General features: G+C 55.2%; 20 protein-coding genes and 4 pseudogenes. 9 read left to right on the top strand and 15 right to left on the bottom strand.

Annotated elements, in window-relative coordinates:
• Positions 1–18: 18 nt before the first annotated feature.
• The 3 genes from dsdC to ACYZT2_RS18810 all read right to left on the bottom strand — a co-directional run bounded on the left by dsdC (position 19) and on the right by ACYZT2_RS18810 (position 2,706).
• Positions 19–966, bottom strand: a complete 948-nt coding sequence (dsdC, locus tag ACYZT2_RS18820; protein ID WP_461966346.1) for a DNA-binding transcriptional regulator DsdC — start codon at positions 964–966, stop codon at positions 19–21.
• A 16-nt stretch (positions 967–982) separates the two neighbouring features.
• Positions 983–2,344, bottom strand: coding sequence for a D-serine ammonia-lyase (locus ACYZT2_RS18815; RefSeq protein ID WP_461966344.1), 1,362 nt, complete (start codon positions 2,342–2,344; stop codon positions 983–985).
• Positions 2,345–2,490: 146 nt separating this feature from the next.
• Complete coding sequence (locus tag ACYZT2_RS18810; RefSeq protein WP_461966342.1) at positions 2,491–2,706, bottom strand: GntT/GntP/DsdX family permease; 216 nt, start codon at positions 2,704–2,706, stop codon at positions 2,491–2,493.
• Positions 2,707–2,926: 220 nt separating this feature from the next.
• On the opposite strand from ACYZT2_RS18810, the pseudogene ACYZT2_RS18805 reads away from it, so the two are divergent.
• From ACYZT2_RS18805 to ACYZT2_RS18795, 3 genes and pseudogenes are all read left to right on the top strand, one after another.
• Positions 2,927–3,040 (top strand): annotated as a pseudogene (locus ACYZT2_RS18805) (transposase); the annotation flags it as partial.
• Positions 3,021–3,371, top strand: a complete 351-nt coding sequence (locus tag ACYZT2_RS18800) for a hypothetical protein (protein ID WP_461966340.1) — start codon at positions 3,021–3,023, stop codon at positions 3,369–3,371. The pseudogene ACYZT2_RS18805 and the gene ACYZT2_RS18800, both read left to right, overlap by 20 nt.
• A 14-nt stretch (positions 3,372–3,385) precedes the next feature.
• On the top strand, positions 3,386–3,883 hold the full coding sequence (locus tag ACYZT2_RS18795) for a TcdA/TcdB pore-forming domain-containing protein (RefSeq protein WP_461966338.1): 498 nt from the start codon (positions 3,386–3,388) through the stop codon (positions 3,881–3,883).
• Positions 3,884–4,100: 217 nt separating this feature from the next.
• Here ACYZT2_RS18795 and tnpC read toward each other — a convergent pair whose 3' ends face one another.
• The 5 genes from tnpC to ACYZT2_RS18770 all read right to left on the bottom strand — a co-directional run bounded on the left by tnpC (position 4,101) and on the right by ACYZT2_RS18770 (position 8,273).
• On the bottom strand, positions 4,101–5,645 hold the full coding sequence (gene tnpC / locus ACYZT2_RS18790; protein WP_461966336.1) for an IS66 family transposase: 1,545 nt from the start codon (positions 5,643–5,645) through the stop codon (positions 4,101–4,103).
• A 16-nt stretch (positions 5,646–5,661) separates the two neighbouring features.
• Positions 5,662–6,021: an IS66 family insertion sequence element accessory protein TnpB gene (tnpB, locus tag ACYZT2_RS18785; RefSeq protein WP_461966334.1), complete on the bottom strand. Its 360-nt coding sequence runs from the start codon at positions 6,019–6,021 to the stop codon at positions 5,662–5,664.
• Positions 6,022–6,363: 342 nt separating this feature from the next.
• Positions 6,364–6,654, bottom strand: a complete 291-nt coding sequence (locus ACYZT2_RS18780; RefSeq protein ID WP_461973170.1) for a class I SAM-dependent methyltransferase — start codon at positions 6,652–6,654, stop codon at positions 6,364–6,366.
• On the bottom strand, positions 6,647–6,865 hold the full coding sequence (locus ACYZT2_RS18775) for a hypothetical protein (RefSeq protein WP_461966332.1): 219 nt from the start codon (positions 6,863–6,865) through the stop codon (positions 6,647–6,649). Before ACYZT2_RS18775 ends, ACYZT2_RS18780 begins: the two co-directional genes overlap by 8 nt.
• Positions 6,866–7,424: 559 nt before the next feature.
• Positions 7,425–8,273 (bottom strand): DMT family transporter, encoded by an 849-nt coding sequence (locus tag ACYZT2_RS18770; RefSeq protein WP_461966330.1) that lies wholly within the window; start codon positions 8,271–8,273, stop codon positions 7,425–7,427.
• Positions 8,274–8,861: 588 nt separating this feature from the next.
• Between ACYZT2_RS18770 and ACYZT2_RS18765 the strand changes: the two genes are divergently transcribed.
• Positions 8,862–9,452, top strand: coding sequence for a YceI family protein (locus ACYZT2_RS18765; RefSeq protein WP_461966328.1), 591 nt, complete (start codon positions 8,862–8,864; stop codon positions 9,450–9,452).
• 252 nt (positions 9,453–9,704) lie between these two features.
• On the opposite strand, the pseudogene ACYZT2_RS18760 reads toward ACYZT2_RS18765, so the two are convergent.
• Positions 9,705–10,682 (bottom strand): annotated as a pseudogene (locus tag ACYZT2_RS18760) (IS5 family transposase).
• Positions 10,683–10,749: 67 nt separating this feature from the next.
• Here ACYZT2_RS18760 and ACYZT2_RS18755 point away from each other — a divergent pair.
• Positions 10,750–10,977 (top strand): annotated as a pseudogene (locus tag ACYZT2_RS18755) (IS66 family transposase); the annotation flags it as partial.
• Between the two features lie 104 nt (positions 10,978–11,081).
• Here the strand turns inward: ACYZT2_RS18755 and ACYZT2_RS18750 are convergent.
• From ACYZT2_RS18750 to ACYZT2_RS18730, 5 genes are all read right to left on the bottom strand, one after another.
• Positions 11,082–11,789 carry an alpha/beta fold hydrolase gene (locus tag ACYZT2_RS18750; RefSeq protein WP_461966326.1) on the bottom strand — a complete coding sequence of 236 codons (708 nt, stop codon included), beginning with the start codon at positions 11,787–11,789 and terminating at the stop codon, positions 11,082–11,084.
• Between the two features lie 240 nt (positions 11,790–12,029).
• Positions 12,030–13,259, bottom strand: a complete 1,230-nt coding sequence (hcnC, locus tag ACYZT2_RS18745; RefSeq protein WP_461966324.1) for a cyanide-forming glycine dehydrogenase subunit HcnC — start codon at positions 13,257–13,259, stop codon at positions 12,030–12,032.
• On the bottom strand, positions 13,252–14,661 hold the full coding sequence (gene hcnB, locus ACYZT2_RS18740; RefSeq protein WP_461966322.1) for a cyanide-forming glycine dehydrogenase subunit HcnB: 1,410 nt from the start codon (positions 14,659–14,661) through the stop codon (positions 13,252–13,254). The genes hcnC and hcnB overlap by 8 nt, the downstream gene beginning before the upstream one ends.
• Positions 14,658–14,972: a (2Fe-2S)-binding protein gene (locus tag ACYZT2_RS18735; RefSeq protein WP_461973168.1), complete on the bottom strand. Its 315-nt coding sequence runs from the start codon at positions 14,970–14,972 to the stop codon at positions 14,658–14,660. The genes hcnB and ACYZT2_RS18735 overlap by 4 nt, the downstream gene beginning before the upstream one ends.
• A gap of 633 nt (positions 14,973–15,605) precedes the next feature.
• Complete coding sequence (locus tag ACYZT2_RS18730; RefSeq protein ID WP_461966320.1) at positions 15,606–16,838, bottom strand: outer membrane beta-barrel protein; 1,233 nt, start codon at positions 16,836–16,838, stop codon at positions 15,606–15,608.
• A 692-nt stretch (positions 16,839–17,530) separates the two neighbouring features.
• On the opposite strand from ACYZT2_RS18730, the gene ACYZT2_RS18725 reads away from it, so the two are divergent.
• Positions 17,531–19,083, top strand: a protein-coding gene (locus ACYZT2_RS18725; protein WP_461966318.1) for an IS3 family transposase whose coding sequence is annotated in 2 segments (ribosomal slippage) — positions 17,531–17,993 and positions 17,993–19,083 — 1,554 coding nt in all. Because the reading frame shifts where the segments join, the coding sequence is not laid out codon by codon here.
• Positions 19,084–19,209: 126 nt separating this feature from the next.
• On the opposite strand, the gene ACYZT2_RS18720 is transcribed toward ACYZT2_RS18725, so the two are convergent.
• The gene (locus ACYZT2_RS18720; RefSeq protein WP_461966316.1) at positions 19,210–20,016 is read right to left on the bottom strand and encodes an AraC family transcriptional regulator; all 807 of its coding nucleotides are present in this window, start codon (positions 20,014–20,016) and stop codon (positions 19,210–19,212) included.
• A 96-nt stretch (positions 20,017–20,112) separates the two neighbouring features.
• Between ACYZT2_RS18720 and ACYZT2_RS18715 the strand changes: the two genes are divergently transcribed.
• From ACYZT2_RS18715 to ACYZT2_RS18705, 3 genes and pseudogenes are all read left to right on the top strand, one after another.
• Complete coding sequence (locus ACYZT2_RS18715) at positions 20,113–21,264, top strand: multidrug effflux MFS transporter (RefSeq protein WP_461966314.1); 1,152 nt, start codon at positions 20,113–20,115, stop codon at positions 21,262–21,264.
• A 106-nt stretch (positions 21,265–21,370) separates the two neighbouring features.
• Positions 21,371–22,924: pseudogene (locus tag ACYZT2_RS18710) on the top strand (IS3 family transposase).
• Positions 22,925–23,273: 349 nt separating this feature from the next.
• Positions 23,274–24,146: a LysR family transcriptional regulator gene (locus ACYZT2_RS18705; RefSeq protein WP_461966312.1), complete on the top strand. Its 873-nt coding sequence runs from the start codon at positions 23,274–23,276 to the stop codon at positions 24,144–24,146.
• Positions 24,147–24,177: the final 31 nt, after the last annotated feature.

Genomic DNA, 24,177 nt, shown 5'->3' with positions numbered 1-24,177 from the left:
CAATCCCTGTGGTGGCTTTCAGATCCCCGACGTCTGCGCCGCACACTCGTGCAGCCATGCGATACAGGCCGACACCCGTCGCGGTAATGCCTCAAGTGTCGGATGGACGATGTAGTAATCGTATTCGCCACAGCGGGCAAAACCTGCGAACGGCAGCACCAGCTTGCCTTGCAGGATCGCCTGGCTGACAAGGCGTTCGCGTCCGATCGCCAGGCCAGCATGGTGGATGGCGGCGGTTACGCAGAGGTCCGAGCGATCGAAGGTCACTCCAAGTTTCGGCATGGGCACGCCACCACCATACTGGCGGATCCACAGTGCCCATTCGGAGTCGAAGGCGGCGTGGTCCCAGGCCAGCGAGTCATGCAGTAGGGTGCACTGTTCCAGTTGCTCAAGCGCGCCGGACAGTCGATGGCTCTCGGCGTACTCCGGGCTGCAGACCGGTGCGACCCGCTCCTGTATCAGCTTGTGCGTGACCAGGCCATGGAATTCGCCGTTGCCATAGTACAGCGCCAGATCGATCTGCCGCGTGCGAAAGTCGATGCGGTCGTTGCCCACGCGCAGGTCCAGCTTCACCCCGGGAAAGCGCAGACCGAACTCGGCCAGGCGCGGAACCAGCCAGGAATGCGCGATGGACGGATGGACGTACAGGGTCAACGGCCCGGCCAGGTCGGCGTCGACCGGCTGGGTCAGGACTTCGGACAGATCACCCAGGGTTTGCTGGAGGATCTCGAAGATACGCTCACCGGCCTCGGTCAGTTGCACCCGGCGGGTCAGCCGTTGAAACAGCTGAATCGACAGCTCCGCTTCCAGCCGGGCGATGCGGTGACTGACCGCGCTGGCGGTCAGGCACAACTCATCGGCGGCCTTGTTGAAGCTCAGATGACGGGCCGCGACCTGGAAGGTGAACAGGTTCGAAAACTGACTGCTGTTGAGCTTTGCATCCAGTCTGGGCGGTAGGTTGTACAAGTCAGCGCTTCTCCTGTCAGTGTGTCATTGCGCCTTGCAGCACATGGGCGCCTTGCGCCAGATAGGCCTGCATCTCGGCTTCCGGAACCATGCTGCCGCCTGTTGCCCAGACCAGATGGGTGGCACGAGCGTAAGCCTCGGCATTCATGCCGCCGCGCTGCAGGTACTCGCTGCGGCATGAATGCAAGCGTGCGATGCCCGGTACACCGGCCACTGCCGACGGCTCCAGATGCAGCTGTTGGTATTCCGCCATCAGCCAGACCAGGGCATGCAGCTCGTCATCACTGACCGTGTAGTAACCCTCGATCAGGCGGTACATGGCTCTGCCGACAAACCCCGAAGCGCGACCGACGGCTAGGCCATCGGCGGCAGTGAGGTTGTCGATGCCGAAGTCCTGCACCGACACCTCGTCGTGGAGCCCAGTGTAAACCCCGAGAAACATACACGGCGAGTGGGTGGGCTCGGCAAATATACAATGAACGGCGTCACCGAAAGCCAGCTTCAAGCCAAATGCCACACCGCCAGGACCGCCGCCGACGCCGCAGGGCAGATAGACGAACAGCGGGTGCTGGGCATCGACCTTGATCCCGACCTGCTCCAGTTGTCGGCTCAGGCGCTCGGCGGCCACGGCGTAGCCGAGGAACAGGTCGGTGGAGTTTTCATCATCGACGAAATGACAGGCAGGATCGCTGCTGGCCTGCCGACGCCCCTGAGCCACCGCAATGCTGTAGTCGCTTTCGTATTCCATGACACTCACGCCATGGGCACGCAACTTGTCCTTCTTCCATTGACGGGCGTCGGCGGACATGTGCACCGTGACCTGAAAGCCCAGCCTGGCCCCCATCAGCCCGATGGACAGGCCCAGGTTGCCCGTGGAGCCCACGGCAATCCGGTATTGGTTGAAGAACGCTCGGGCCCGGGGCGAGTCCAGTACGCTGTAGTCCTCGTCCAGGCGCAGCAGGTCGGCATCCAAGGCCAGGTGTTCGGCGTGCTTGAGCACCTCGTAGATGCCGCCGCGAGCCTTTACCGATCCCGATATGGGCAGGTGACTGTCCTGCTTCAGCCATAACGCGCCGGGCAGGGCCTGCCCATAGCGGCGAGCCAGAACCGCCTGCAATGCCGACAGCGGTTGGATCGGTGATTCGATGATGCCGTGATTCGCCAATGTCTCGGGGAAGGCCGAGCGAAAGTACGCGGCGAAACGCTCAAGGCGCGCACTAGCGTCAGCCACGTCCGCGGCAGTCAGTTCGAGGTCGTTCAGGCCATCGGCCAGCGGTGCACGGGTGGGCGTGAACCAGGTGGTTTCACGCAACGCCATCAGTTCTTTGAGCTGCGGGTAACGGCTGGTCCAGGTGTCGAGTGTCTGGCCTGCAATCATGGGTATTGACTCTGTGGGAAAGGTTTAAATGAAATGGGAAAGGGCCAGAGTCAGCATCAGCGCGACCACTGAGGCCAGGACTGTGGTACTGGTAAAGGTATTGAGCACATCGACCAGCCAGGTATTTCCTTGACCACCCAGAACGCTCAGTCGGTGACATAGGTCCAGCCGATGGCCCTCCCGAGAATGCTGCCCATTCCGATGATCGCGGCGAGAAAGCCCAAGGAATTGCTCTGGCCCTTCTGGAAGGAGTCGACCTTGGCGCTCAATGGCATTCCCGAGCCGACCCCGACCAGGCCGCATGCGGCGATCAGTGCCAGAAAGGCATGCACTCTGAACCTGATAATCAGCACCACGATCATGACGATCGCGACTAATAATACTTACAGCAATGCGCCACTGCTTTGCATCGCCCAACCCTTTTACTGGTTTTGTTATGGAGTCCGTTACGGGACTTCGCGAGACGAGAGTTAACTATCGAGAGCGCAGGGCTGACAAAAGATCATTGCTCATCAGACCCATGACGCTGTGTCAGCCGTGGCAATGGGAAGCAGGTGCGGTGTCGCGAGTTTGCTCCACTGTTTGACGCCAAGGCAACACAGCTCTGGCGGCAAGGATCGACTGTTTGACATCAGTAAGCGCGGGGATGCTTATCTGCGAATACTGATGATCCACGGTGCACGATCGGCACTGCGCACGACCAAATCGTTACGCTGATAAAAATGCGGCGCTCAAAAAATTCACGGAGTTTTTCACGGCTAAGAACAATGACTATCAGGTGTCGTCTCAGAATGGCGAGGTTTCTCTAAACGTGGTGCGGCTGGATGACGCCAAGGTCCAAGCGCTCTCCCAGTTGAACCTCTCAGGCCAAGCCCCAGGTGGTGGCGTCAAACAACTGGGCGAACTCGACGGTATTCGTGCTACCTCCTCCCCCGTCTTACCTAAAATCAGCCCGAAGCCACGGCCCGGCAAACCCTCGACGCCCAGCGCCGAGGTGAAGAGCTGGAGCAAGGCCTGGGCAAGATGATGGACCAGGAGAAAATGGACAAACGGACCTGGGCGCCGCTGTTCCAAAACTATGACGACACCACCCATGAACTCACCTTTACCGACACCCAGTCGGCTGCGCATGAAGTCAAGACGGTCAAGGTGGAAAACTCGCGCCTGCGCGAAACGCTGCGCTACGTGCGGGACCTACCGGCCAAGATCAAGAAGGGCTTCACCGTTGAGCACGGCCAGTTCAAACCAATCGAAGGGGTGAGTCACCTAGACGGCATGGAGGCGATGAACGCCGGCTTTGCCATCCAGACCATCATCGAGCTGATGCATGAGCGTCATCGCAACGAACAGGCTGAGGGAGGCAAAGAAGCCGAAGGGTTCTCCGAGTCGCTGGCGAAAACCCTCGAAGCCCATGTGTGGGTCAATGTCACCGGCTCGGCGCTCGCCACGGTGAAGGACCTCAGCAAGTTGGGTGGCTTGGTGGGGGATCTGCTCAAGGAGGGCGGCGAGTGGAGCAAGCTGGGCGAAGGGCTCGCCTAGGTTAGCGAGATCGTGGGTAAAGTGACGGAGGCCGCGGGGACCGTACTGGACGTGGCGAATATCGGCCTCGACATCGCCGAGCTGGCCCAGGCCCAGACTTATGAGCAGGAGGTCAGCTCCGGGGTCCAGCTGGGCATGGATTCGCTCGAGAGGCGCGCCAGGACGGCAAAGCGTATCCGCTCCATGAACCACACCTACCGCCAGACTACCGCCTCGTTTACCGTGGCATCTCTGGCGAGCAATTCCATGGCAACAACGCTTCGTAGTCGGCCACCGACTGCGCATGCGGCAGTCGTTCCAGTACGTGGCGCAGCCACGTGTAGGGCTCTTGGCCGTTGACCTTGGCGGTCTCGACCAAGCTGTAAATCTGCGCACTGGCGGTAGCGCCATTGCGCGTATCGCTGAAAAGCCATGCCTTGCGCCCGATCACAAACGGCTTTATCGCTCTTTCGGCGGCGTTGTTGTCGATCGGTAAAAAACCAGCCTCCACGTAACGCTCCAGCCGGCTCCAGTTGTTGGCCAGATAATTCACGGCCTTGCCCAGCACGCTTTGTGGCATCACCTGCGGCTGCGTTTTCTCCAGCCAGTTTTTCAGTTGGTTCAGGGTCGGCAGGCTCTTTTCCTGACGGCCAGTAAAACGCTGTTCATCGCTGACGTCCTTGAGTTCACGCTCGATGCCGTACAGCTTGTTGATCATCGTCAGCGCGATATCGGCACGCCCGGTCTTGCCCTTAGGCTGCACTTTTTGCGCGTCCACGAACTTGCGTCGCGCATGAGCCATGCACGCCAGACGCTCCACGCCCGGTTGCAACGCCAGCGCGTTATAACCGGCGTAATCGTCAGTCATGACATAGCCGCGATAACTTTCCAGCAGGCGCAACGGCACCTCCTGCGCACGGCTGGACGTGTAGTCGAACAACACGCCTTTGCGATCCGGTGGCCCACTGGCCTGTACCCACATCCAGGATTGGCTGGTCGGGTCGCGATCTGGTTCTTTAAGCACTTGGACGCGGGTTTCATCGCAGTGGATGACCGGACTTTCCAGTAATCGGTCACGCATCAGATTCAACAGCGGTTGCAGATGTTCGCCGCACTGGATCACCCAGCGCGCCAGTGTTTGCCTTGGGATATCAATGCCATGTCGGCTCAATACCGTTTCGAAACGGTGCAGTGGCAAGCCGTCTACATATTTGGTGGTCAGCAACATCGCCAACACGCTCGGACTGGCCATGCTTTTTTCAATCAATTGAGCGGGTTTATCAGCGGTGACCGGAGCCGTTTCACAGCCACGGCAACCGTAGACTTTGCGGATATGTTTGATGACGCGGATCTGCATCGGCACGATGTCCAGCTGTTCGCTGGTTTCTTCACTGATCACATGCTTGCGGCAACCGCAGGCACAGGTCAGTTCGTGTTCAGGCAGTTCGTGGATGACTTCGATACGCGGAAGATCAGCCGACAGCGGCTTGCGCTTACCGCGACGTGGAGTCGGAGCGACAACCTCTTCGTCGGCGTCGCCGACCAGAGTCATCGGCTCGCTTTCGGGCTCGTTGAACAGCGCCAGTTGCGGCGTATTGGGTTCAACGGTCTGTTCGGACTTGCGACCGAACAAACGGTCGCGCAAAAGCTTGATCTGTTCTTTCAGATCGACGATATGAGTCTGGTATGCCTCAGCCGTTACCTGCTGACGACTGAATGCCTCAAGCAACATTTGCTTGAGCAAGGCAGGGTCATCAGGAAGGTCTTCGGGCATTAAATTCATGCCCGGATTATACCCGTCAGGCAACGAATCTTGGAGTCAGAACTTGATGTGGTCGGTTGCGCCACAGATCAAAACCGTCGAGCAACCAATTCAGTTCCTGAACGCTTAACACGATGGCTTCCTCGGTGGCGTCGGGTGATGTTTTGAAGCGCTCTGACTCGAGACGCTTGAGCCAAAGGCAAAAGCCGTTGCGCTCCCAGTAGAGGATTTTCACTCGATTACGGTGGCGATTCAGAAAAACAAAAAGCACGGGGTCGAACACGGCGACTTTAATATCCAGCTCGACCAGTGCAGCCAGGCCATCGATAGACTTTCGGAAGTCCACTGGCTTGGGGTAGAGGTACACTTTTTCGACTTTTGCATCGGGTCGCATCATGAGGTGCTGGCTCCAGAAAGAGTTGGGGAGCACAGCTTCGAGCATCAGATTTCGACTTGGAATGTGGGCTTCATGGAGCGCTTACGGCAAAGCCGCCGTCCACCCGGCGATAGGCCAGTGGCAATTGCCCAGGCAGCGATGAGCTACCTCCATATAGGTTCGATGGTTTTGCGACCCACATGCTCAAACATACCGACGCTGGCAATGTGGTCGAAATTGCTCGTTTATATCCCGATAGTCTTCTAGGCGAAACTCAATGGGGAGATGCGCATAGTTCTGTCGTCCCCACTCGGCTTGTTCTTTGAAAATGGTCACGCCAACGCACTCGACACCATAGATTCTCTACAGCGTGAGACATGAAGCAATATCCAGCACTCGCATGCTAGGTGCCAATCCCAGCTTTTTACAAATCAGATCCAGTGTCGCAAATTGTGCTTGCTCCAACGTACTGGAGTTTTTCCAGTACCCGCATGTGTAAGTCATGCGTGAGTCGAGCATCCGGGTATAAAAATCATTGCCTAAGTCGTAACGCTGTTCACCTACTTGCCAAGAGCGATTCCTGTTTTGCAGATTCAGATATCTGGCGCAGAACGAATGGAATAACAGGGTCGCAGGGTTAGCTCGATCAATCATACCTGAGCAAAAGACGGTAAAAGAACTCATCCAATGCCTCAGCATCCCAGCCACCGTCCATGAAATCCTCGCCTAGGCCAAGATGACCTTTGGCCAGTGCACGGTTGAAGGCTCTGTTGCGGTAAAGTTGCATGTCCGAGGGTGATGAACCGTTCAGCTCGATTTTTGCCTCTACGAGTAGCTGGCGCACACACTTTTCAGCTTTAGACATTCATCAGGAGCGGAAAAAGAATGATACGTTTTGTTTAGCACGATTACTCTCCAGGAATAGCGCCACTTTGATTCGTTCATCGTGCGACACACTGATTAATACAGCTGTCACGAGCGGCAGGAAGAATTAGGGAGGGGTATAGATGGTTGTTTCTTTATGGTTGGGATATACACTTATCTAACGAGAAAACAAAAGCTGATACACGTTAAATTAATTTAATGTGCATTAATTCAGGCTAGGGCCTTGTGCGGCCAACTGGTTAATTCAAGATCGCCGGTGAGCGAACCTCATGATAGACACGACTTCGTTCCCCTCTACGATAAGGGAGAGGCAAGCGATTAGGTTTATGACTACTAGCAACGATAAGAGTGGGGAGCGATATGATGCTGGAAAGCTCGGAGGAACGCTTTAGTAGTCAGTTGCCCGCCACGCCGGAGTAATGGCGTACGGGCAATGAGTTTTCATCAATGGGGAGTGCGAAACGTCAACAAACCTTAGACAGGCCCAACATTTTTTCTAAATAGCAATTTTGCTTCGTTGACGGCCAGTGCGGCAATGATCAACACCAGCACCAATCCTTCTTTGAGCCAAAGTTCTCGCCACGAATAGCCACGCCTAGGATGACACCAACCAAGGGAACAATGAAATTGGACAGTGAGGTAAATACAGAACCGCAGCGCTGAGTCAACGAGGCATACATCAAATATGCAAGTCCGGAGCCAATCGTGCCTAATACCAGCACTGAAAGCGCGCCCTCAAGATTCCAGGCCAACGACCACGGCTTGTCCAGTATTAGTGCAGCGATGACTAATGGAACTGAAGAAATCCACAAGATGTTTCTCACTGAGCGAATCGGACTGCTGTGCGGGATTCTTTCCAATAGATTGAGGCTGAACGCAAAGCTCACTGCTCCGAGAAAAATGGCAATTTCGTAGATGAACTTTCCGCCTGTGCCGCCTGTGCTGGGATGGACCAGTACCACAATACCGATAAAACCAAGGACGACACTTAGTCCGGAATAAACAGTAAAACCTTTACGCTTACTCATAAAAATCGACAAAATCAAGGTAATGATAGGGACACTACCGATGATGACTGCAGTAACGCTGCTGTCCACGTGCTGTTGTCCCCAGACGATCAGAAACAGCGGCAGCACGGCCTCAAATAAGGCGATGAGCAAAAACAATACACCGATGGAGAATGAGCGTTTAGCGCGCGGGGTCGAGGGCTCCGAGATAAAACCCGTCAGGATGCTCAGGGTAACCGCGCCAATCAACACCCGGGCAGCGGCAACTGTAACCGGTGGAAACACCTGTACAGCTTGTGCGTTGAATAAAAATTGCCCTCCCCAAACCATGCCGATGGCAAGCAGCATTAGGTAGTCTCGCAATGATTTCTGCGTTTCCATACATTATCCGTTCTGTTTGCGTGAATACTTTTGTTGAACGTATTGAAATTATTTTGGATATGCAAGATGAGGCTTTTTATATTTTTGGTGTCCCTCAATGAACAAATCTTAATTTGACTCTTGATGCTCTTTGTTTGTTTAAATAAGCCGGTTATGGAAAGGCTGATGAGCTGGATCGCAGTTGAAGTATGTCGGACAATCAGAATACCTGCTCCTCGAGCTTTATGTCCTACATTTAGGTCGAGGGACAGGATGCTGTAAGTTTTATGGGGGCGGAGGTGGGGTTGCGTCCAATCAGTTGGGCGCATCGCTTATTTCATAAAATTTTTCTTGCATGAGCGATCGACAGCTTAATATTATTGAAAGTGTGCGCTTGCTTTTCTCGGTGTCTCGCCCAAGGAACCAAGACTGAATTCCTTGGATTTGCAGTGGGCGGAAGATGTTAATTTAGTTGGGATAAAGTTTTTATTTTGCGGGGCAGGGGGCTGAGACATCATGATGCGATATGAAAAGTATAGTATCTATGGACTAATTCGAGTCTAGAGCTACGTATGTAAAGCGGCAACTAACCGAAGTAGGAGTGTATTTATGCTAAGAAAAATGATGCTCATTGGCGGCTTTTTGATTTCCCCGCTTGCGTTAGCCAATTGGCAGATACAAAACGAGTTCTCAAATTTCAATTTTACCACTGTCAAGGCCGTCGCTCTGGGGGCATCAGCAGTCACTGAAGTGCAGGTCTTCCGAAAAATAGAAGGTCAGGTAGACGATGTCGGTAATATTGATCTCGAAGTAGCACTGGGTAGTGTCGATACTGGTACTCCTCTACGAGATGAGCGTCTGCGAGAGATATTGTTCGATGTGGTCAAAAACCCGACGGCTCATTTTAATGGAAAGGTAGATCTGACGCACCTTAAAACACTTGGAGTTGGAGAGATCGTAGATACTAAGGTCGACGGTGTCCTTAAGTTCAATGGCGTTGAAAAGACAATCAATAGCAATATTCGCTATGTACGCCTCAGTGATGACAAGATTATGATAAATACCTTGCAACCACTGATCATCAATCTTTCAGATTACGGACTGAAAAAGGGTGTGGAGGCGCTACAAACAATGATGGGGTTAAGTTTTTTATCTAATACCGCACCGATAAGTTTTTCTATTGTTTTGCAAAAATCCTGAGCTTTTTATTTTAGTGGGCTGAGCGGTTAACTCAGCAATCCCTAAATATGTAAAGTTTTCTTTGTAGGCTGAGCTGGTGATTGCTTCAACCGTTCTTTTCCACTAAGGATGTTCTGGAATAACCGGGTATTTTTCGGCTATCGAGCCAGCCTCACTTTTCAAAAAACGAAGCACGTCGAAACTTGATCAATTGTCTTCATTTTTTCAGCCTTCTCGGTCGCTGCAAGTGCTTCGCACCAGCCATTTCATGCATTACACGCGCACCTCTCCTACATTCGCCAACAAGTATCGGCGTGCCATCCACAGGTTCGACAGGGCGAATAGCGTCACCATCTGCGCAGTGTTGTTGGCCAAACCCCGAAAGCGCACTTTTTCATAGCCAAACTGACGTTTTATAACCCGAAACGGGTGCTCGACCTTGGCGCGAACCTGAGCCTTGGCCTTCTCGATCTTGCGTATCGCTTTGTACAAGGCGCTGCGTTTTCCGTGTTTTTTGTAAGTGCTGCGCCGGGCTGCAATCTGCCAAATGACCTCACGTCCCACGTGCTCTTCGCGCTTCTCGACGCCGGTATAACCCGCATCGGCGCAGACCACGTTTTCTTCTCCATGCACCAGTTTGTCGACCTCGTGACGTCCGCAACATTAGCCGCAGTGACCACCACGCTGTGCACCAGACCTGACTCATCGTCGGCTCCGATGTGGGCTTTGGCGCCGAAATAGTATTGGTTGCCTTTCTTGGTCTGATGCATCTCCGGGTCGCGCTTGCCGTCTTTGTTCTTGGTCGAACTGGGCGCATGAATCAGCGTGGCATCGACGATGGTGCCCTGGCGCAGCGACAAACCACGGTCGCCTAGATAACCATTGATCAGGCCGAGAATTCCACTCGCCAACTCATGTTTTTCAAGCAGGCGGCGGAAGTTGAGAATGGTGGTTTCGTCCGGGATTCGCTCTAGGCTCAGAGCGGAAAACTGACGCAGGATGGTCGTCTCATACAAAGCTTCTTCCATCGCCGGATCGCTGTAGCCGAACCAGCTCTGCATCAGGTGCACGCGCAACATCGCCATTAGTGGGTAGGCCGGACGACCCCCTTCACCCTTTGGAATGCGGCTCGATCAGGGCAATCAAGCCCTTCCAGGGCGCCACCTGATCCATCTCTATTAGGAACAATTCCTTGCGGGTCTGCTTGCGCTTGCGGGCGTACTCTGCGTCAGCGAAGGTCATCTGTTTCATCATCGAAAAACTCGGCGACTGGTGTCCGGAGATTTTGCCAAATCAGGAAGTCTTTTTCAGAGTTTCCTTAGAGCGTTACGTCGAAGCCGGTTATTTACCGATCGACAACAACGCCGTCGAAAGAACGAGCAAGCCGTTTGTGATCCGGCGCAAGGCTTGGTTATTCAGCGACACGCCCAAAGGCGCAGCGGCCAGCGCGCAGATCTGCAACCTGGTTGAAACCGCCAAGATCAACGGCCAGTAGCCCAATACGTGGCTGCGCCACGTATTGGAACGTTTTCCGCCGGCCAAATAGGTAGAGGACTTTTAAGCCTTGCTACCGTGGAACTGCACACCGGAAATGCCACGGTAAACGGAAAGCGCATCTGGCGGTAGGTGTGCTTCATGGATCACGTACTTTTATCGAGAAGTCAGCCATGACACTAATATGTCAGTGGTGGTTTCAGGTTGCTCCAGAGATGGCATGTGTCCACAGTTTTCAATAACTTCCAATGTGGCGCTGGGTAACTTACTGAGCATCAATTCCTGCATAGTCATCGTGAATAACTGATCTTGGCGGCCATAAATAATCAGCGTAGGTATATCCACTGTCGATAATTTTTCTGAGATGTCTTGCGCACTGATCAAAACGTTAGTTTGATTGATCAGGCCCTCGTTGGAGAGATTCTGGCCCGCAGCCAACGCTGCTAGCAACTCACCATCTTCTGAACGCTCTGGGTCGACACAGGTTTGATTGAGTGCTGGCCAATGCTCAGTGATGGTGCCATCGAGTAAAGGTTCAAGCATGCCTTGCTTGAAGAAAGTACGCTGATCTTCGGGTATATTGCCTGGAAAGGTTCCTATAAGGATCAAGCGTTCGACACGCTCTGGCGCTTTGATGGCCACATGTTGTGCGATGAACCCTCCCAGCGAATGCCCTAACAAAATGAAGGTTTCTGGTGCTAACCGTAACACTTCGTCTGCCATGTCGCTGGCGGTAGTTTGACTAGAAACGACGATGGTTTTGATATCATATTGCTCAGTAAGGTGCTGGATTTGATATTGCCACAGGCTATCTCCATCGTTGCTCCAACCCGGGAGAATTACCAAGTTTTTCCGATTATGCATGATATAACCTCTTTGACTATGGATTGATTAATGCCAAGGACGATTGACAGTAGCCGCCGATTCATCAAACGCAGTGCGTCAAATATCGATGACTACTTCAGACCATCCCTAACTCTGGCTCGCTAGTAGCCTTAGCGGTTAATTCATTAATTTATTTTTTATCACACTCAGCTTCGCCTTGTGTACCGAGCGGGGCTGGCGCCAGCTCGGGCCGAAGAAAACTTAACGTAGTGTCCGGGATTAGTTGACCACTACAAACCGATCCGCCAAAAACGGCGTGATGTCCAGCGGCAACGGTTCGTGGTTCACCAGCTTATCCAGCAGCACCCCGGTGATCGCCGATGTCAGGATCCCGGTGCGGAAATGCCCGCAGGCATTCAGATACCCCTCCACGCCCTTCATAGGCCCAAGAATCGGCAGTTCATCCGGTGAACCCGGACGCAGCCCCGCCCAGGTGCGCTTGAGGTTGACGTCGGCCAGCTCCGGAATGCAGCGCACTGCGCCTTGCACCAAGCCGGCGATTTCCGGGTAGGTGGTGGTGACGTCGAAGCCTTTGTCTTCGGTGGTGCTGCCGATCAGGATTTCGCCGTTGTCCTTCTGCGCCACGTAGCAATCGCTGGTGGTCAGGCAACCGCGCAGGATCTTCGGCATGCGTTCGGTCAGCAGGATCTGGCCCTTCACCGGGTTCACCGGGATGCGAATGCCGGTGGCCTGCTCGCTCAGGTCGGCCGCCCAGGCACCCGCGGCGTTGATCAGAGTATCGCAGTGAAACACCCCGGCCTCGGCGGTTTGCACGCCGGTGACCCGCGAACCGTGGTGCAGCACACCGGTGACGTTGGTGTTGAAGTACATGTCCACGCCGTTCTGCCGCGCGCCTTCGGTGTAGGCATCGGCCAGGCGGAACGGGCTGACCTGGTGATCGCAAAGAAACTCCAGCGCCCCTTTCGCCTCATGGCTGACGGCCGGCTCGGCTTCGCGCAAGGCTGCCTGATCGAGCCAGCGCACTTGATCGGCCAGGTGGGGAATGCAGGCGACGATGTGCTCGGCGTAGAGACGGTCTTCGTCGTCGTAGATCACGAACTTCAGGCCGGTCTTCTCGAACTTGAAATCCATCCCGTGGTTGTCCTGCAACTCCTTGTGCAGCGCCGGGTATATCGCGTTGGACTGCAAGGCAAAATCAAAGAACGACTGCGGCAGGATGTGCGGCGCGCTGGAGTCCACCACCACCGCCGAATCGTGGGCTTCGCGCTTGTGATTGGCCGACATCATCCGAAAGAAAATCACCCCGCAACCGAGCCCTACGGACTCGCCGATGGCCCACAAGCCGCCGGCCGAAGCCCGGGTAGCATTGCCCGGCCGCTTGGAGTCGATCAGCGCCACCTTGAGGTTTTTGCGTTTGGACAGTTGATAGGCGCAAGACGCCCCGATCACACCGCCGCCGGCGATGACCACGTCATAGAACTTACTCATGGCTGGCAACCTCCGCGGCGGCATTGTGGAAGGCTGAAAACGGAATCGGATCGATGGGAAAGCGCGGTCGCAACCAACCCACGTCTTGGCGCCCGGTGGTTTCGCGCAGCCTGTCGCTGCAATAGCCGACGCACATCCGCCCTTGGCAGTCGCCCATGCTGACGCGGGTGCGCATTTTCAGGCTGGCCATGTCTTGCACGCCCTGCTCCAGCGCCCGGTCGATGTCGGCGCGGGTGACGTGTTCACAGCGGCAAATCACCGTATCGGCGGCCGGCAATGCGGTCTGCCCGGCGCCGCGTTCGGTGTAGCGATCGACCGCCGCGCGGAAGCGCACGATTGACTTGAGCTTCGACAGGAAGCGATCACGCCTGACCAATGCCAGCTCCGTGTCCAGCACGTTCCGCTGCAGCAGAATCGAGAGCGCCGCGATCCGTCCCGCCAGCATCGCCGCTTCGCCGCCACGAATCCCGCCCATATCACCGGCCAGATGCACGTGAGGCTCGTTGCTTTGCTGCCAGATATTGGCGCTGGCCCGCAGGTAGCCGTCGTCGCTGAAGCCGTGGTTCAGGCCCATTTGCTGGCTGAGTTGAGTACGCGGGATAAAGCCGTAGCCGACCGCCAGGGTCTGCGCGGCAATCGTTTCGGCGCGGCTCAGGTCTGGCTCCCAGGTGCGGGAATACGGTGCCACGGTGACGGATTTCAACTCGCCGTCGCCCTGGGCCTCGACCACGCCCCAGCCGTAATGTATGGGAATGCTATGCAGCTTCAGGAATGCCAACATGCTCAAGCCGTCGAGAAACAACTGTGGCTTGTTCAACAGCGCCAGGCTTTCCCGGGCGATCTTGCCGAATGCGCACGCCTCGTAAACTCCGGCGACCGTCACCCCTGATGCATGCAACTGACACGCCACCAGCGGCAGCAACGGACCGGTGCCGGTAATGACCACCGGCCCCTGGGGCTTGACCACGCCACTTTTGATTTGCAGTTGCAGGCCGCCGAGCAAAATCACTCCGGGCAAGGTCCCGCCGGGAAAGGGCGTACTGCGCTCATGACAACCCGCGGCCAGCAGCAATTGAGGGTATTCGATTTTGTGGAGATGCTCGTCGGCATCCAGCACCACCAGCGCACGAGTCCCCTCGGCACCAACCACTCGATGATTCAGGCGTACGTCGATCAGGGCCGACTGTTCCTGAAACTCGCCATGCAACTTGGCCAGCACTTGCGAATAACGCGGCCCCAGATAGTCGAGTTGCACGCCATCGCGCAGTGGTCCGCGATAAACCACGCCACCCAGCCGCGAAGCTTCTTCAAGCAACGTGCAACGCACGCCATGTCGGGCCAGTTCAATGGCCGCAGCCATGCCCGCCGGCCCGCCACCGACAATCACCGGATGCAGGCTCATAAAACCTCCTGCTCGGCGATGCGATTGACCTGGGTTTCGACGGTCATGCCGTCACACACGAGGGTCTGACAGGCACGACGCTTGTGCCGCCCATTGATTTTCACCAGGCAGCATTGGCACACGCCCATGCCGCAATAGGCACCGCTGATTTGATCGTGATCGTTGCGGGCTATCTGGCGCAGGCCAAGGGACTGGAGGACCGTAAGGACGGTTTCGCCGATGGCGGCGCTGACAGGTTGACCATTGATGTACGTGGTCAAATCTGCCTGCGCTAGGGGCTGGATATCAAAGGTTCTTTTTAGGTAATGCATGGCGATGAACATCCCTGAAAATGTCGGATGAGGTTGTGACGGCTCTTTGCCACTACATCGGCTCGTTCTATACGCAGAAACAGGAGGTCTCTACCGGTAGCTTGTCAACGCGACGAGTGCGCGCCATTCCACTGTACTCATCGCTGCACAGGGCAAGTGTTAATTATTATTTACTTGGCGAAAGTTGTTGAGGCACAACCGGATGAAGACGTTTCGAACACCAACACCCGTTTCCTCCACGCTGAATGAATGATTGCGCTAGTGCCAAACCAATAGGCGTTGGCAGCCCTTACACTGGCTCGGTCTCGCATTTGACGGCAGCTCTTGGCGGTTTTCTCGAGTACGAGAAATGACGATCCGGGGCGTTACTGCTGCTGGATGAACCCGATTGATGATTCAATGGTCGGCTCGGCAAATCATTGGTTTGCGTAGAAATGAAAACCTTTTTCTTCCTCGCCTCACAGCGCAAGTTCGGCAGGGCCGAACGACCAGCGCTGGCCCATTCCTCGCGAAACAATTTCACCCACTCTCTGCCAGCCTCGTCTTTCTGCTGGCAGTCGCCACAAAGGTAGAACTGCGCTTCCTAAAGGTTTGTGAAACAGCAAGCGCATTCAAGTCTGGCATACGACCCAATCAGAAAAGAAAACCGGTCTCCGCGAGTACACGAACCTGATCGCGCTGGCTACCGTTGTCACCGAATGTTGAGCCGGAGGCAGTGTTCTCGGCGCGTACATAGGCGACTTCGCCGCGCACGAAGAAGTGTCCGTCCTGATAGGTAGGTGTAGTGGTCAGGGACCAGGCGTTGGAGCCTGTCCCATAAAGCAAGTTGGTGGGCGAGCAGTCCTCATCAGATCCGCAGTCGCCGCCGTTGCTGTGGAGGTATTCGGCGCGGGCGCCGATCGACCAGTGGCCGGAGAAACTGTATTTGGCCAGGAGTGCTGCCCCGTATGTCTGTGCTGCGCGATCTATACCTGCTTTCGAGTTCTCATCGACCTGGATATATTGCAGGTAAGGCGTGAGCGTCAACGCCCCATCGGTGTGGGTGAAGATTAAGTTGTAAATCTGGCTGTTGTTTTGCGCCGTGGGCGTTGCGACTGAGGATTCGGAGTTGCTGGAGAAGTTTCCTCCGCCGATCACGCTCCAGGTGTTGGCGGCATCAAAAGCGTATGAGAAGGAGCCTGTGATCCAGTTGTACTTGCCGGAATGGAAACCGTCATTCAGCGAGAGCGCCGCGTTGGTCTTGCCACCGGAATAGTTGACCTGCGCACCACGGCTGATGGCAGGCTCCTGGTTCCACAGCAGCCCGCGCTGAATGTTGATGTTCTGGAAAGTGAAGGTAGCCTCGGCGCCGATAATTGTCGGCAGCGAGCCGACCATCACGGAGATTTCCGGACTGATCATTGCCTTTAGGTAACCGACAGGTACGTCGTCGTAGAGCCTGTCCACGGTCTTGCCTGACTTGAGATAAGTCGTGCCGAGGGAGGGCAACGCATACGATCCGGCTTGAATGTAGAACTGCAGCGGGCCCCTGATAGTCTGGACTTCTACCTGACCGTTGCTGAGATCGGACAGCAACTCCGAGTTGCTGGTGCCGGGCGCATTGACCACATGGTTCTGCCACAGGCTGACCCCCGACATTTGCCCGCTTATGTAGACCTTCCCCAACTGGCCGGCATCAATAGCAAAAGGGTTGTCGTTCGGCTGCAAGGTGCTGGAAAGGTTGGGCGCGGACAGCGGGTCGGCGGAAGCACTTGTGATGGCAATCAGGGCTGCTACGCCACCATATGTACGGAGAATCATGCCGACTTTATTCGAACTTTCCTGCGAAACGGCGAGATTGGGAAAACGCGTGAAACACGGCTTCATAGTAATGCTCTCGATACCTTGGATAAACTACGAGAGAGCTTAATGAGTCATTCGTTAAGTTGTAGTCGTCTTTTCTGTTTTTTGCATAAAGTTTCTATAAAAAACAATAGGTTTATAAGGTCAATAACACTCGGAAGGTTCTTGCGCAGCCTATCAATCACTATCGTAATGAAGGTTTCTGGCGCTGGATATCTCCCTTGTTGTTCCAGTCTGGGAGAATGATCGAATTTATCAGAGTGTGCATGATATAGTTTTTTTTCAGTGCATTTGTTGGCGTCAAGGACAATCAGGGATCCGATTCATGATACGGAGTGCGTCAAATATAGATGGCTACTTCGGACAATACTTAGGCAGTTTTTAAGCTGGACAGTGCGGTTCATGACTGGAAGAATGCTATGAATCAGATTGAGATTATTTACGGGGAATGTTTAATCAGGCCGACGTATTGAAGTAGGGGCCTACTTGGCGGCGGGCTGTTACCGGCCCGCACGCAAAGAACTGACAGCCCCCGCGCAAACGAAGTGCGCCTATCATCGCTTTTCCTCTAAGATTTTTATTTCACAAAAATAGCCCTCGCTTAATTCCGATGACACGAAGTCGAAATGATATTTAATCAGCCCCCGGTGTCAGGATAGTTGTCGCCTCTCCGGTTTTTCCTGAAAAAGCATATCGGGGGCGGAAAGAGACTGTTCGTGCCGTACTATTCATCTGAACGCAAAGCCGCATTACTCAAGATGCTGCTTCCCCCGCTGAACCTATCGATGGCCGAGGTTTCCCGCCGCGAAGGAGTCAGCGAAATGTCTTTGTCCAACTGGCGCAAGAAGGTCAGTTCTGAAGGAAGCACAGTGCCTGAAGACAAGTCACTCCCGCAGACCTGGTCTGCTGAAGCCCGGTTCGCTGTAGTCCTCGAAACCGCCGGTCTGTCGCAGCTCGAACTGGGTGAGTATTGCCGACGAAAAGGTCTGTACCCCGAACACGTCAGCGCTTGGCGTCAAGCCTGTATCACGGGGCAGCAGGGCGTTCAGAACCAACAAAAGGTTGACCGCGAACAGTCTCGCAAGGACAAGAAACGTATCCAGGAACTTGAGCGAGAACTACGCCGCAAAGACAAGGCGCTGGCTGAAACCGCCGCGTTGTTGGTGCTGCGAAAAAAGCTCAACGACTACTGGGGGATCGACAACGAGGACAGCTAACCTCTTTGCCGCAACGGCAGTTACTGGTGGCCTGGTTGATCGAAGCGATCATGGCCGGGGCCCGAAAAAACAGGGCGTGTCAGGAAATCGGGCTCTCGCTCAGGACCTTGCAGCGCTGGACCGAGACTGAAGATGTTCAAGCCGATGCCCGCACGACTACCGTGCGGCCTACGCCGCGTAATGCCTTGAGCGAGATCGAACGGCAAGCCATCGTGACGCTGTGCAATAGCCCGGCATACGCCCATCTGCCGCCGAGTCAGATCGTTCCGCGTCTGGCTGACGAGGCGCGTTATCTGGCGTCGGAGTCCACGTTTTATCGCGTCCTGCGTGCGGCAGGCCAGCAGCAGCACCGTGGCCGTAGCCAGCGGCCCAGACGGCACGCGGCTCCGACGACGCATGCCGCCAACGCGCCTAACCAGGTGTGGTCCTGGGACATCACGTATATGGCGTCGCCGATACGCGGCAAGTATTACTACCTGTATTTGATCGAAGACATTTATAGCCGCAAGGCGGTGGGGTGGGAGGTTTACGAAGAAGAAAGCGGCGAAAAGGCGGCGGCCCTGCTGCAGCACAGCGTGATCAGCGAGCAGTGTTTACGCGAGCCGCTGGTACTGCACTCGGACAACGGAGCGCCGATGAAATCGGTGACGCTGTTGAGCAAGATGTACGACCTGGGCATCACGCCGTCCCGCGGTCGCCCGCGTGTGAGCAATGATAATCCCTACTCGGAGTCGCTGTTTAGAACGCTGAAATATTGCCCGCAATGGCCAGTGAATGGTTTTGCCAGTTTGGACGCCGCACGGGCCTGGGTGAGGGATTTCATGCGTTGGTACAACAACGAGCACCGGCATAGCCGCATCCGCTTCGTCACACCGGCTGAGCGGCATCGAGGACTGGACCATCAGATCCTGGCGCAGCGCCATGAGCTGTACAAACGAGCCAAGGAGAAAACCCCGGAGCGCTGGTCAGGTCGGACGCGTAACTGGGAACCGATCGGCACGGTGATGCTGAACCCGGATCGGGAGCAGCAGGCCGAGAAAAGAGCGGCATAGTAGGACGGTTGACGCGACAAGTACCTTGAAAAACGCCGTCAGTGATACGTATGAGTTTCCCAATCTCCGGATGTCGAGTTTTGACATCTCTTCGGTAGACTGACAGCGGCTCCTCGCACTGAGGGATTAGGTAGCATCGATCTTAGCCTTTTTTTCGAAATCCACACTTTTCTTGAGGTAGTTCCGCGGCGTGGTTCCAGTCAAGCTTTTAAAGAAAGCAATCAACACGCTATTGTTGCTAAAACCCAGTTCAAACGCGCAGTAATCAAGGCTATGTCCGGTAGCAAGCAGTTCAATGCAACGCATCAGTCGCCACTGTTGCCGCCATTGCTGATACCCCATCCCTGTCTCGCGCAAGAAGATACGGTGGATAGTCTTTCCACTTGCGCCCACGCGAGTGACTAGGGTCTGCAAGTTTGGTGGCAACCGATCAAGGTGTGCCAGCAAAGGCGCAAGGCGTTTATCCTGAGGCAATTGCAGAACAAATGGTTGCCTCGGCGCCTCGGCTATTTCAATCAGGAACAGACCTAGCAGGTGGGCGTATTTCCCCCGACTCCAGTCGGTGTCATACGGAGCCTGCGTCATGCTTTCTAGAACGGCGCATAGCAGCGGACTGACTTCGATCATTCGCGCCACATCACCTGCCGGTACACACAGTATTCGGTTCAAGTATACCGAGCGATATTCTGCTGCTTGCTGTATCACGCAGCGGTGCCTGACCCCTGCGGGTATCCACGCTGCACGCATTGGCGGCAGCAAACACAGCTGATCGTCCAGAGTGATTCGGGTACTGCCTTTCAGGGTGAGCATCAATTGCCCGCAGTTATGTTGGTGCATGCCGGAATCATGATTGCGATGGAAGGCGCGGATACCGACTACTGGCGCATTGACACTATCAGGATCAAAGGGGCTATTAGTTTCCAGGAAGGCCATGAGTTGTCCGATTTCGAAGATTAATTGTCGAGTTCCAGATAATACGCCGAAGTTACTGCTTTAGAATGCGCTACTTTCCTGTTGCGAGGGTGTTTGATGAATTCCCGAAGTTTTCTAGTGCTTACGATATCGTTGGCGATGTTCCCCCAAATTGCTCAGGCTATCTATAGCCCGGCGCTGGCGGATATCGGACAGACATTTAGTGTGGGGTCGCAGGCCGCATCCCAAATACTCTCAGTATTTTTTATTGGCTTTGCGCTTGGTGTGTTGGTGTGGGGCCGGATCAGTGACCGGTTGGGGCGACGCACCGCAATGCTGGCAGGCTTGACGGTTTATGTACTCGGATCCGCGCTTGCGTTGCTTGCCCAAAGCTTTGAGGGGCTAATGGTTGCCCAGTCATTGGCGGCGTTCGGCGCTGCGGTTGGCTCGGTGGTCACTCAAACACTATTGCGCGACCGCTACCGTGGCACCGAATTAGCGCATGTGTATTCCATTGCGGGCATGGCCTTGGGTGCAAGCCCGGCAATTGGTCTGTTTACTGGTGCGAGCTTGGTGCATTTATACGGTTATCGAGGTGTGCTGACCTGCCTGTTATTTTTGTCCATGGCGCTCTTGGCTTGGTGTCTGTTGCGTTTACCGGAGACTTGCCCGGATACACCGTCCCCGGCACCACTATTGGGCACCTTGGTTCAAATGCTCAAGGATCGCGCGATATGGCGGGCTGCCTTATTGGTGGCCGTGTTCAACGTTGCACTGTTCAGCTACTACAGTCTAGGGCCTTTCCTGTTTGACGCCTTGGGAATGACGGCCAAATCCTTTGGCTATAGCGGGGTATTGCTGGCTCTGGGTTCTGGGCTGGGGGCGTTGTTGAACAAATTTCTTCTAAAGCACGGCGTACGCAGCTCGAACCTGGTGAAAACAGCCAGTGGCCTGTTGTTCTTGGGCGCTTTGCTTGTTCTGTTACTGCAGAGCAGCTGGCTGTTTGTATGGCCGATGTTACTGGTAGTATTGGCGTTCGGTCTGGCTATTCCTAATGTATTGGGTGGAGCGCTGGCGGCGTATCAGGACCGCCTCGGTACGGCAGGCGCGTTGTTTGGTTTGTTGTATTACTTGATGATTGGTGCAGCGATGATTCTGGTGGCTTGGACACAGGCATTAGGCTGGACTCTCTTGATCTGTAGCGTAGTAGCACTTCTATCGATTGACAGAGGAGGCAGGGAAGCGAGCTTTACTAAGTTCAACGGGTAACCGCAGTTATGTATTATCGAAGGATATGCCCCCCCGGTGTCAGGATAGTTGTCGCCTCTCCGGTTTTCCCTAAAAAAAGCATATCGGGGGCGGAAAGAGACTGGTCGTGCCGTACTATTCACCTGAACGCAGAGCCGCATTACTCAAGATGCTGCTTCCCCCGCTGAACCTGTCGATGGCCGAGGTTTCCCGGCGCGAAGGGGTCAGCGAAATGTCTTTGTCCAACTGGCGCAAGCAGCTCAGTTCTGAAGGAAGTGCAGTGTCCGAAAACAAGTCGTTGACCGAGAACTGGTCAGCCGAAACCAAGTTTGCTGTCGTCCTCGAAGCGGCCGGCTTGTCCGAGATCGACTTGGGCGAGTATTGCCGCCGCAAAGGCCTTTACCCCGAGCAAATCAGCGCGTGGCGACAAGCCTTCATCAGCGGCCAGAAGTCGGAAAAGGCCCAGCAAAAAGAAGACCGCGAGCAGTCGCGCAAAGACAAGAAACGCATCCAGCAACTTGAGCGCGAACTGCGCCGCAAAGACAAGGCGCTTGCTGAAACAGCGGCGTTGTTGGTGCTGCGAAAAAAGCTCAACGATTACTGGGGGATCGACAACGAGGACAACTGACGTCTTTGCCACAACGGCAGTTGCTCGTTGACTGGCTGAGCAAAGCGGTCGCGGCGGGAGCCAGAAAAATCAGGGCCTGCCGGGAAATCGGCTTATCGCTGCGGACCTTGCAGCGATGGACTGAAACAGACGTTATCCCGGCCGATGCCCGAACGACTGTCACACGGTCAACGCCGCGTAATGCGTTGAGCGAGATCGAACGACAAGCGATCGTGACACTGTGTAACAGCCCGGCGTATGCCCATTTGCCGCCGAGTCAGATCGTACCGAGGCTGGCTGACGAGGGGCGTTATCTGGCGTCTGAAGCGACGTTTTATCGCGTCTTGCGAGCGCGAAGGGTCAACAGCAGCATCGAGGCCGTAGTCAGCGCCCCAGGCGGTACGCAGCACCGACGACTCATGCGGCCAAAGCGCCCAGTCAGGTGTGGTCATGGGACATCACGTACCTGCCGTCGCCGATACGCGGAAAGTATTACTACCTCTATCTGATCGAGGATATTTACAGCCGTAAGGCCGTGGGCTGGGAGGTCTACGACGCGGAAAGCGGCGAGAAAGCCGCCGCACTGCTGCAACGCAGCGTGATCGGCGAGCAGTGTTTACACGAACCGCTGGTGCTGCACTCGGACAACGGCGCGCCGATGAAATCGGTGACGCTGTTGAGCAAATGTACGAACTGGGCATCACGCCCTCGCGGGGCCGACCACGGGTGAGCAACGACAATCCTTACTCGGAGTCGCTGTTTAGAACACTGAAATACTGCCCGCAATGGCCGCAGGATGGTTTTGCCAGTTTGGACGCCGCCCGAGCCTGGGTGAGGGATTTCATGCGTTGGTACAACAACGAGCACCGGCATAGCCGTATCCGGTTTGTCACGCCGGCTGAGCGGCATCGAGGACTGGACCATCAGGTCCTGGCCCGGCGACATGAACTGTACGAACGAGCCAAAGAGAAAAAGCCGGAACGGTGGTCGGGTCGAACACGTAACTGGGAGCCGATCGGTACCGTGCTATTGAACCCGGATCGAGAGCAACAGGTCGAGAAAAGAGCGGCATAGTTAGACGGTTGACGCGACAACTACCTTGAAAAACGCCGATCTTGCCGAGGGCGATAGATGCACCAGAAACGTCCAGCTCGGAACCATTTCGACGGTGCTCGGACAGTTGCGTGTGCGGATCGGCGGGCAAGGGGCGTGTTTCTATTCTGGCTGGATCTACTTTTGGGGGAACGATGGGCAGGGAGTAGCAGATAGGCTAATATCGCGCAATTGTTTGACTTGCTTAGCCTCGGTGTCAGCTCAGCGCTGTCATGTCACTTCGATTTTACGGCTTGTGTTGACCGCATTGCCTAGATCTTGGATGGACTGAGTACCCACTAGCATTTGGTCATAGCCATTCTTCGCCTATATGAACCTTCATCACCTCTTAGTCTTTCACACGATTGCCAAAACCGGCAGCATTACCGCCTGCGCAAAGGCTTTGCACATCTCGCAACCGGCTTTGTCTCGCGAATTGCGCAAACTGGAGGAGTGCTTCAGTCTGACACTCTTTGAACGCCAACCGCGTGGCATGTGTTTGACGCACGCCGGCGAAGTTCTTGCTGAATATGCCGATCGCCTCTTTGATATTGTCAGAACGGCTGACCAGGCGATGAAGGAACTCGCAAGCGCCAAGATTGGTCACTTATCCATAGCGGCGAGTAATACCATCGGTACATACGTGTTGCCGCGCGTTCTTGCACGTTTTCGCAGTAACAATCCAGGTGTGAAGGTAAGTCTTTTCGTGAGTAACACTGAACAGGTTTCTCAGGCCGTTGCGGACATGCGCTACTCGCTGGGTTTCATTGAAGGTCCTTTGCATATAAACGGTTTGATAGCGACCAATTTTCGCGAGGACGATTTGCTGCCGGTAGTGGCCGCGTGGCACCGGTTTGCCGATGCTACCGCCATCAAACCCCGGGATCTCGATGACGAGCCATTACTGATGCGCGAGGTGGGATCAGGTACGCGCGAAGTGATTGCGGCAGTACTCGAAGATCTGGATGTGCAGCAGGGATCGATCATGGAGTTTGGCAACACAGAGGCCATCAAGCAGGCTGCCATTCATGGCGGCGGCATTGCCTGGCTGCCCGCCATCAGTATCACGGATGAATTGGCCAACGACGTACTCATCCCTTTACCCTGCGCGCAACTCACGCTTCGCCGAACGTTTAGCATTGTGCGTCGTGCGGCCGTACCTGATGGGCCGGCCGAGCGCGAATTGCTTTCCTTGCTCGAGTAGTAACCGCGAACGACGGGCAAAAAAAGGTTCT

This window comes from Pseudomonas sp. MDT1-85, assembly GCF_054898065.1.
Note: the sequence above shows the minus strand (reverse complement) of the source record. Positions and strands in the feature narration are given on the sequence as shown.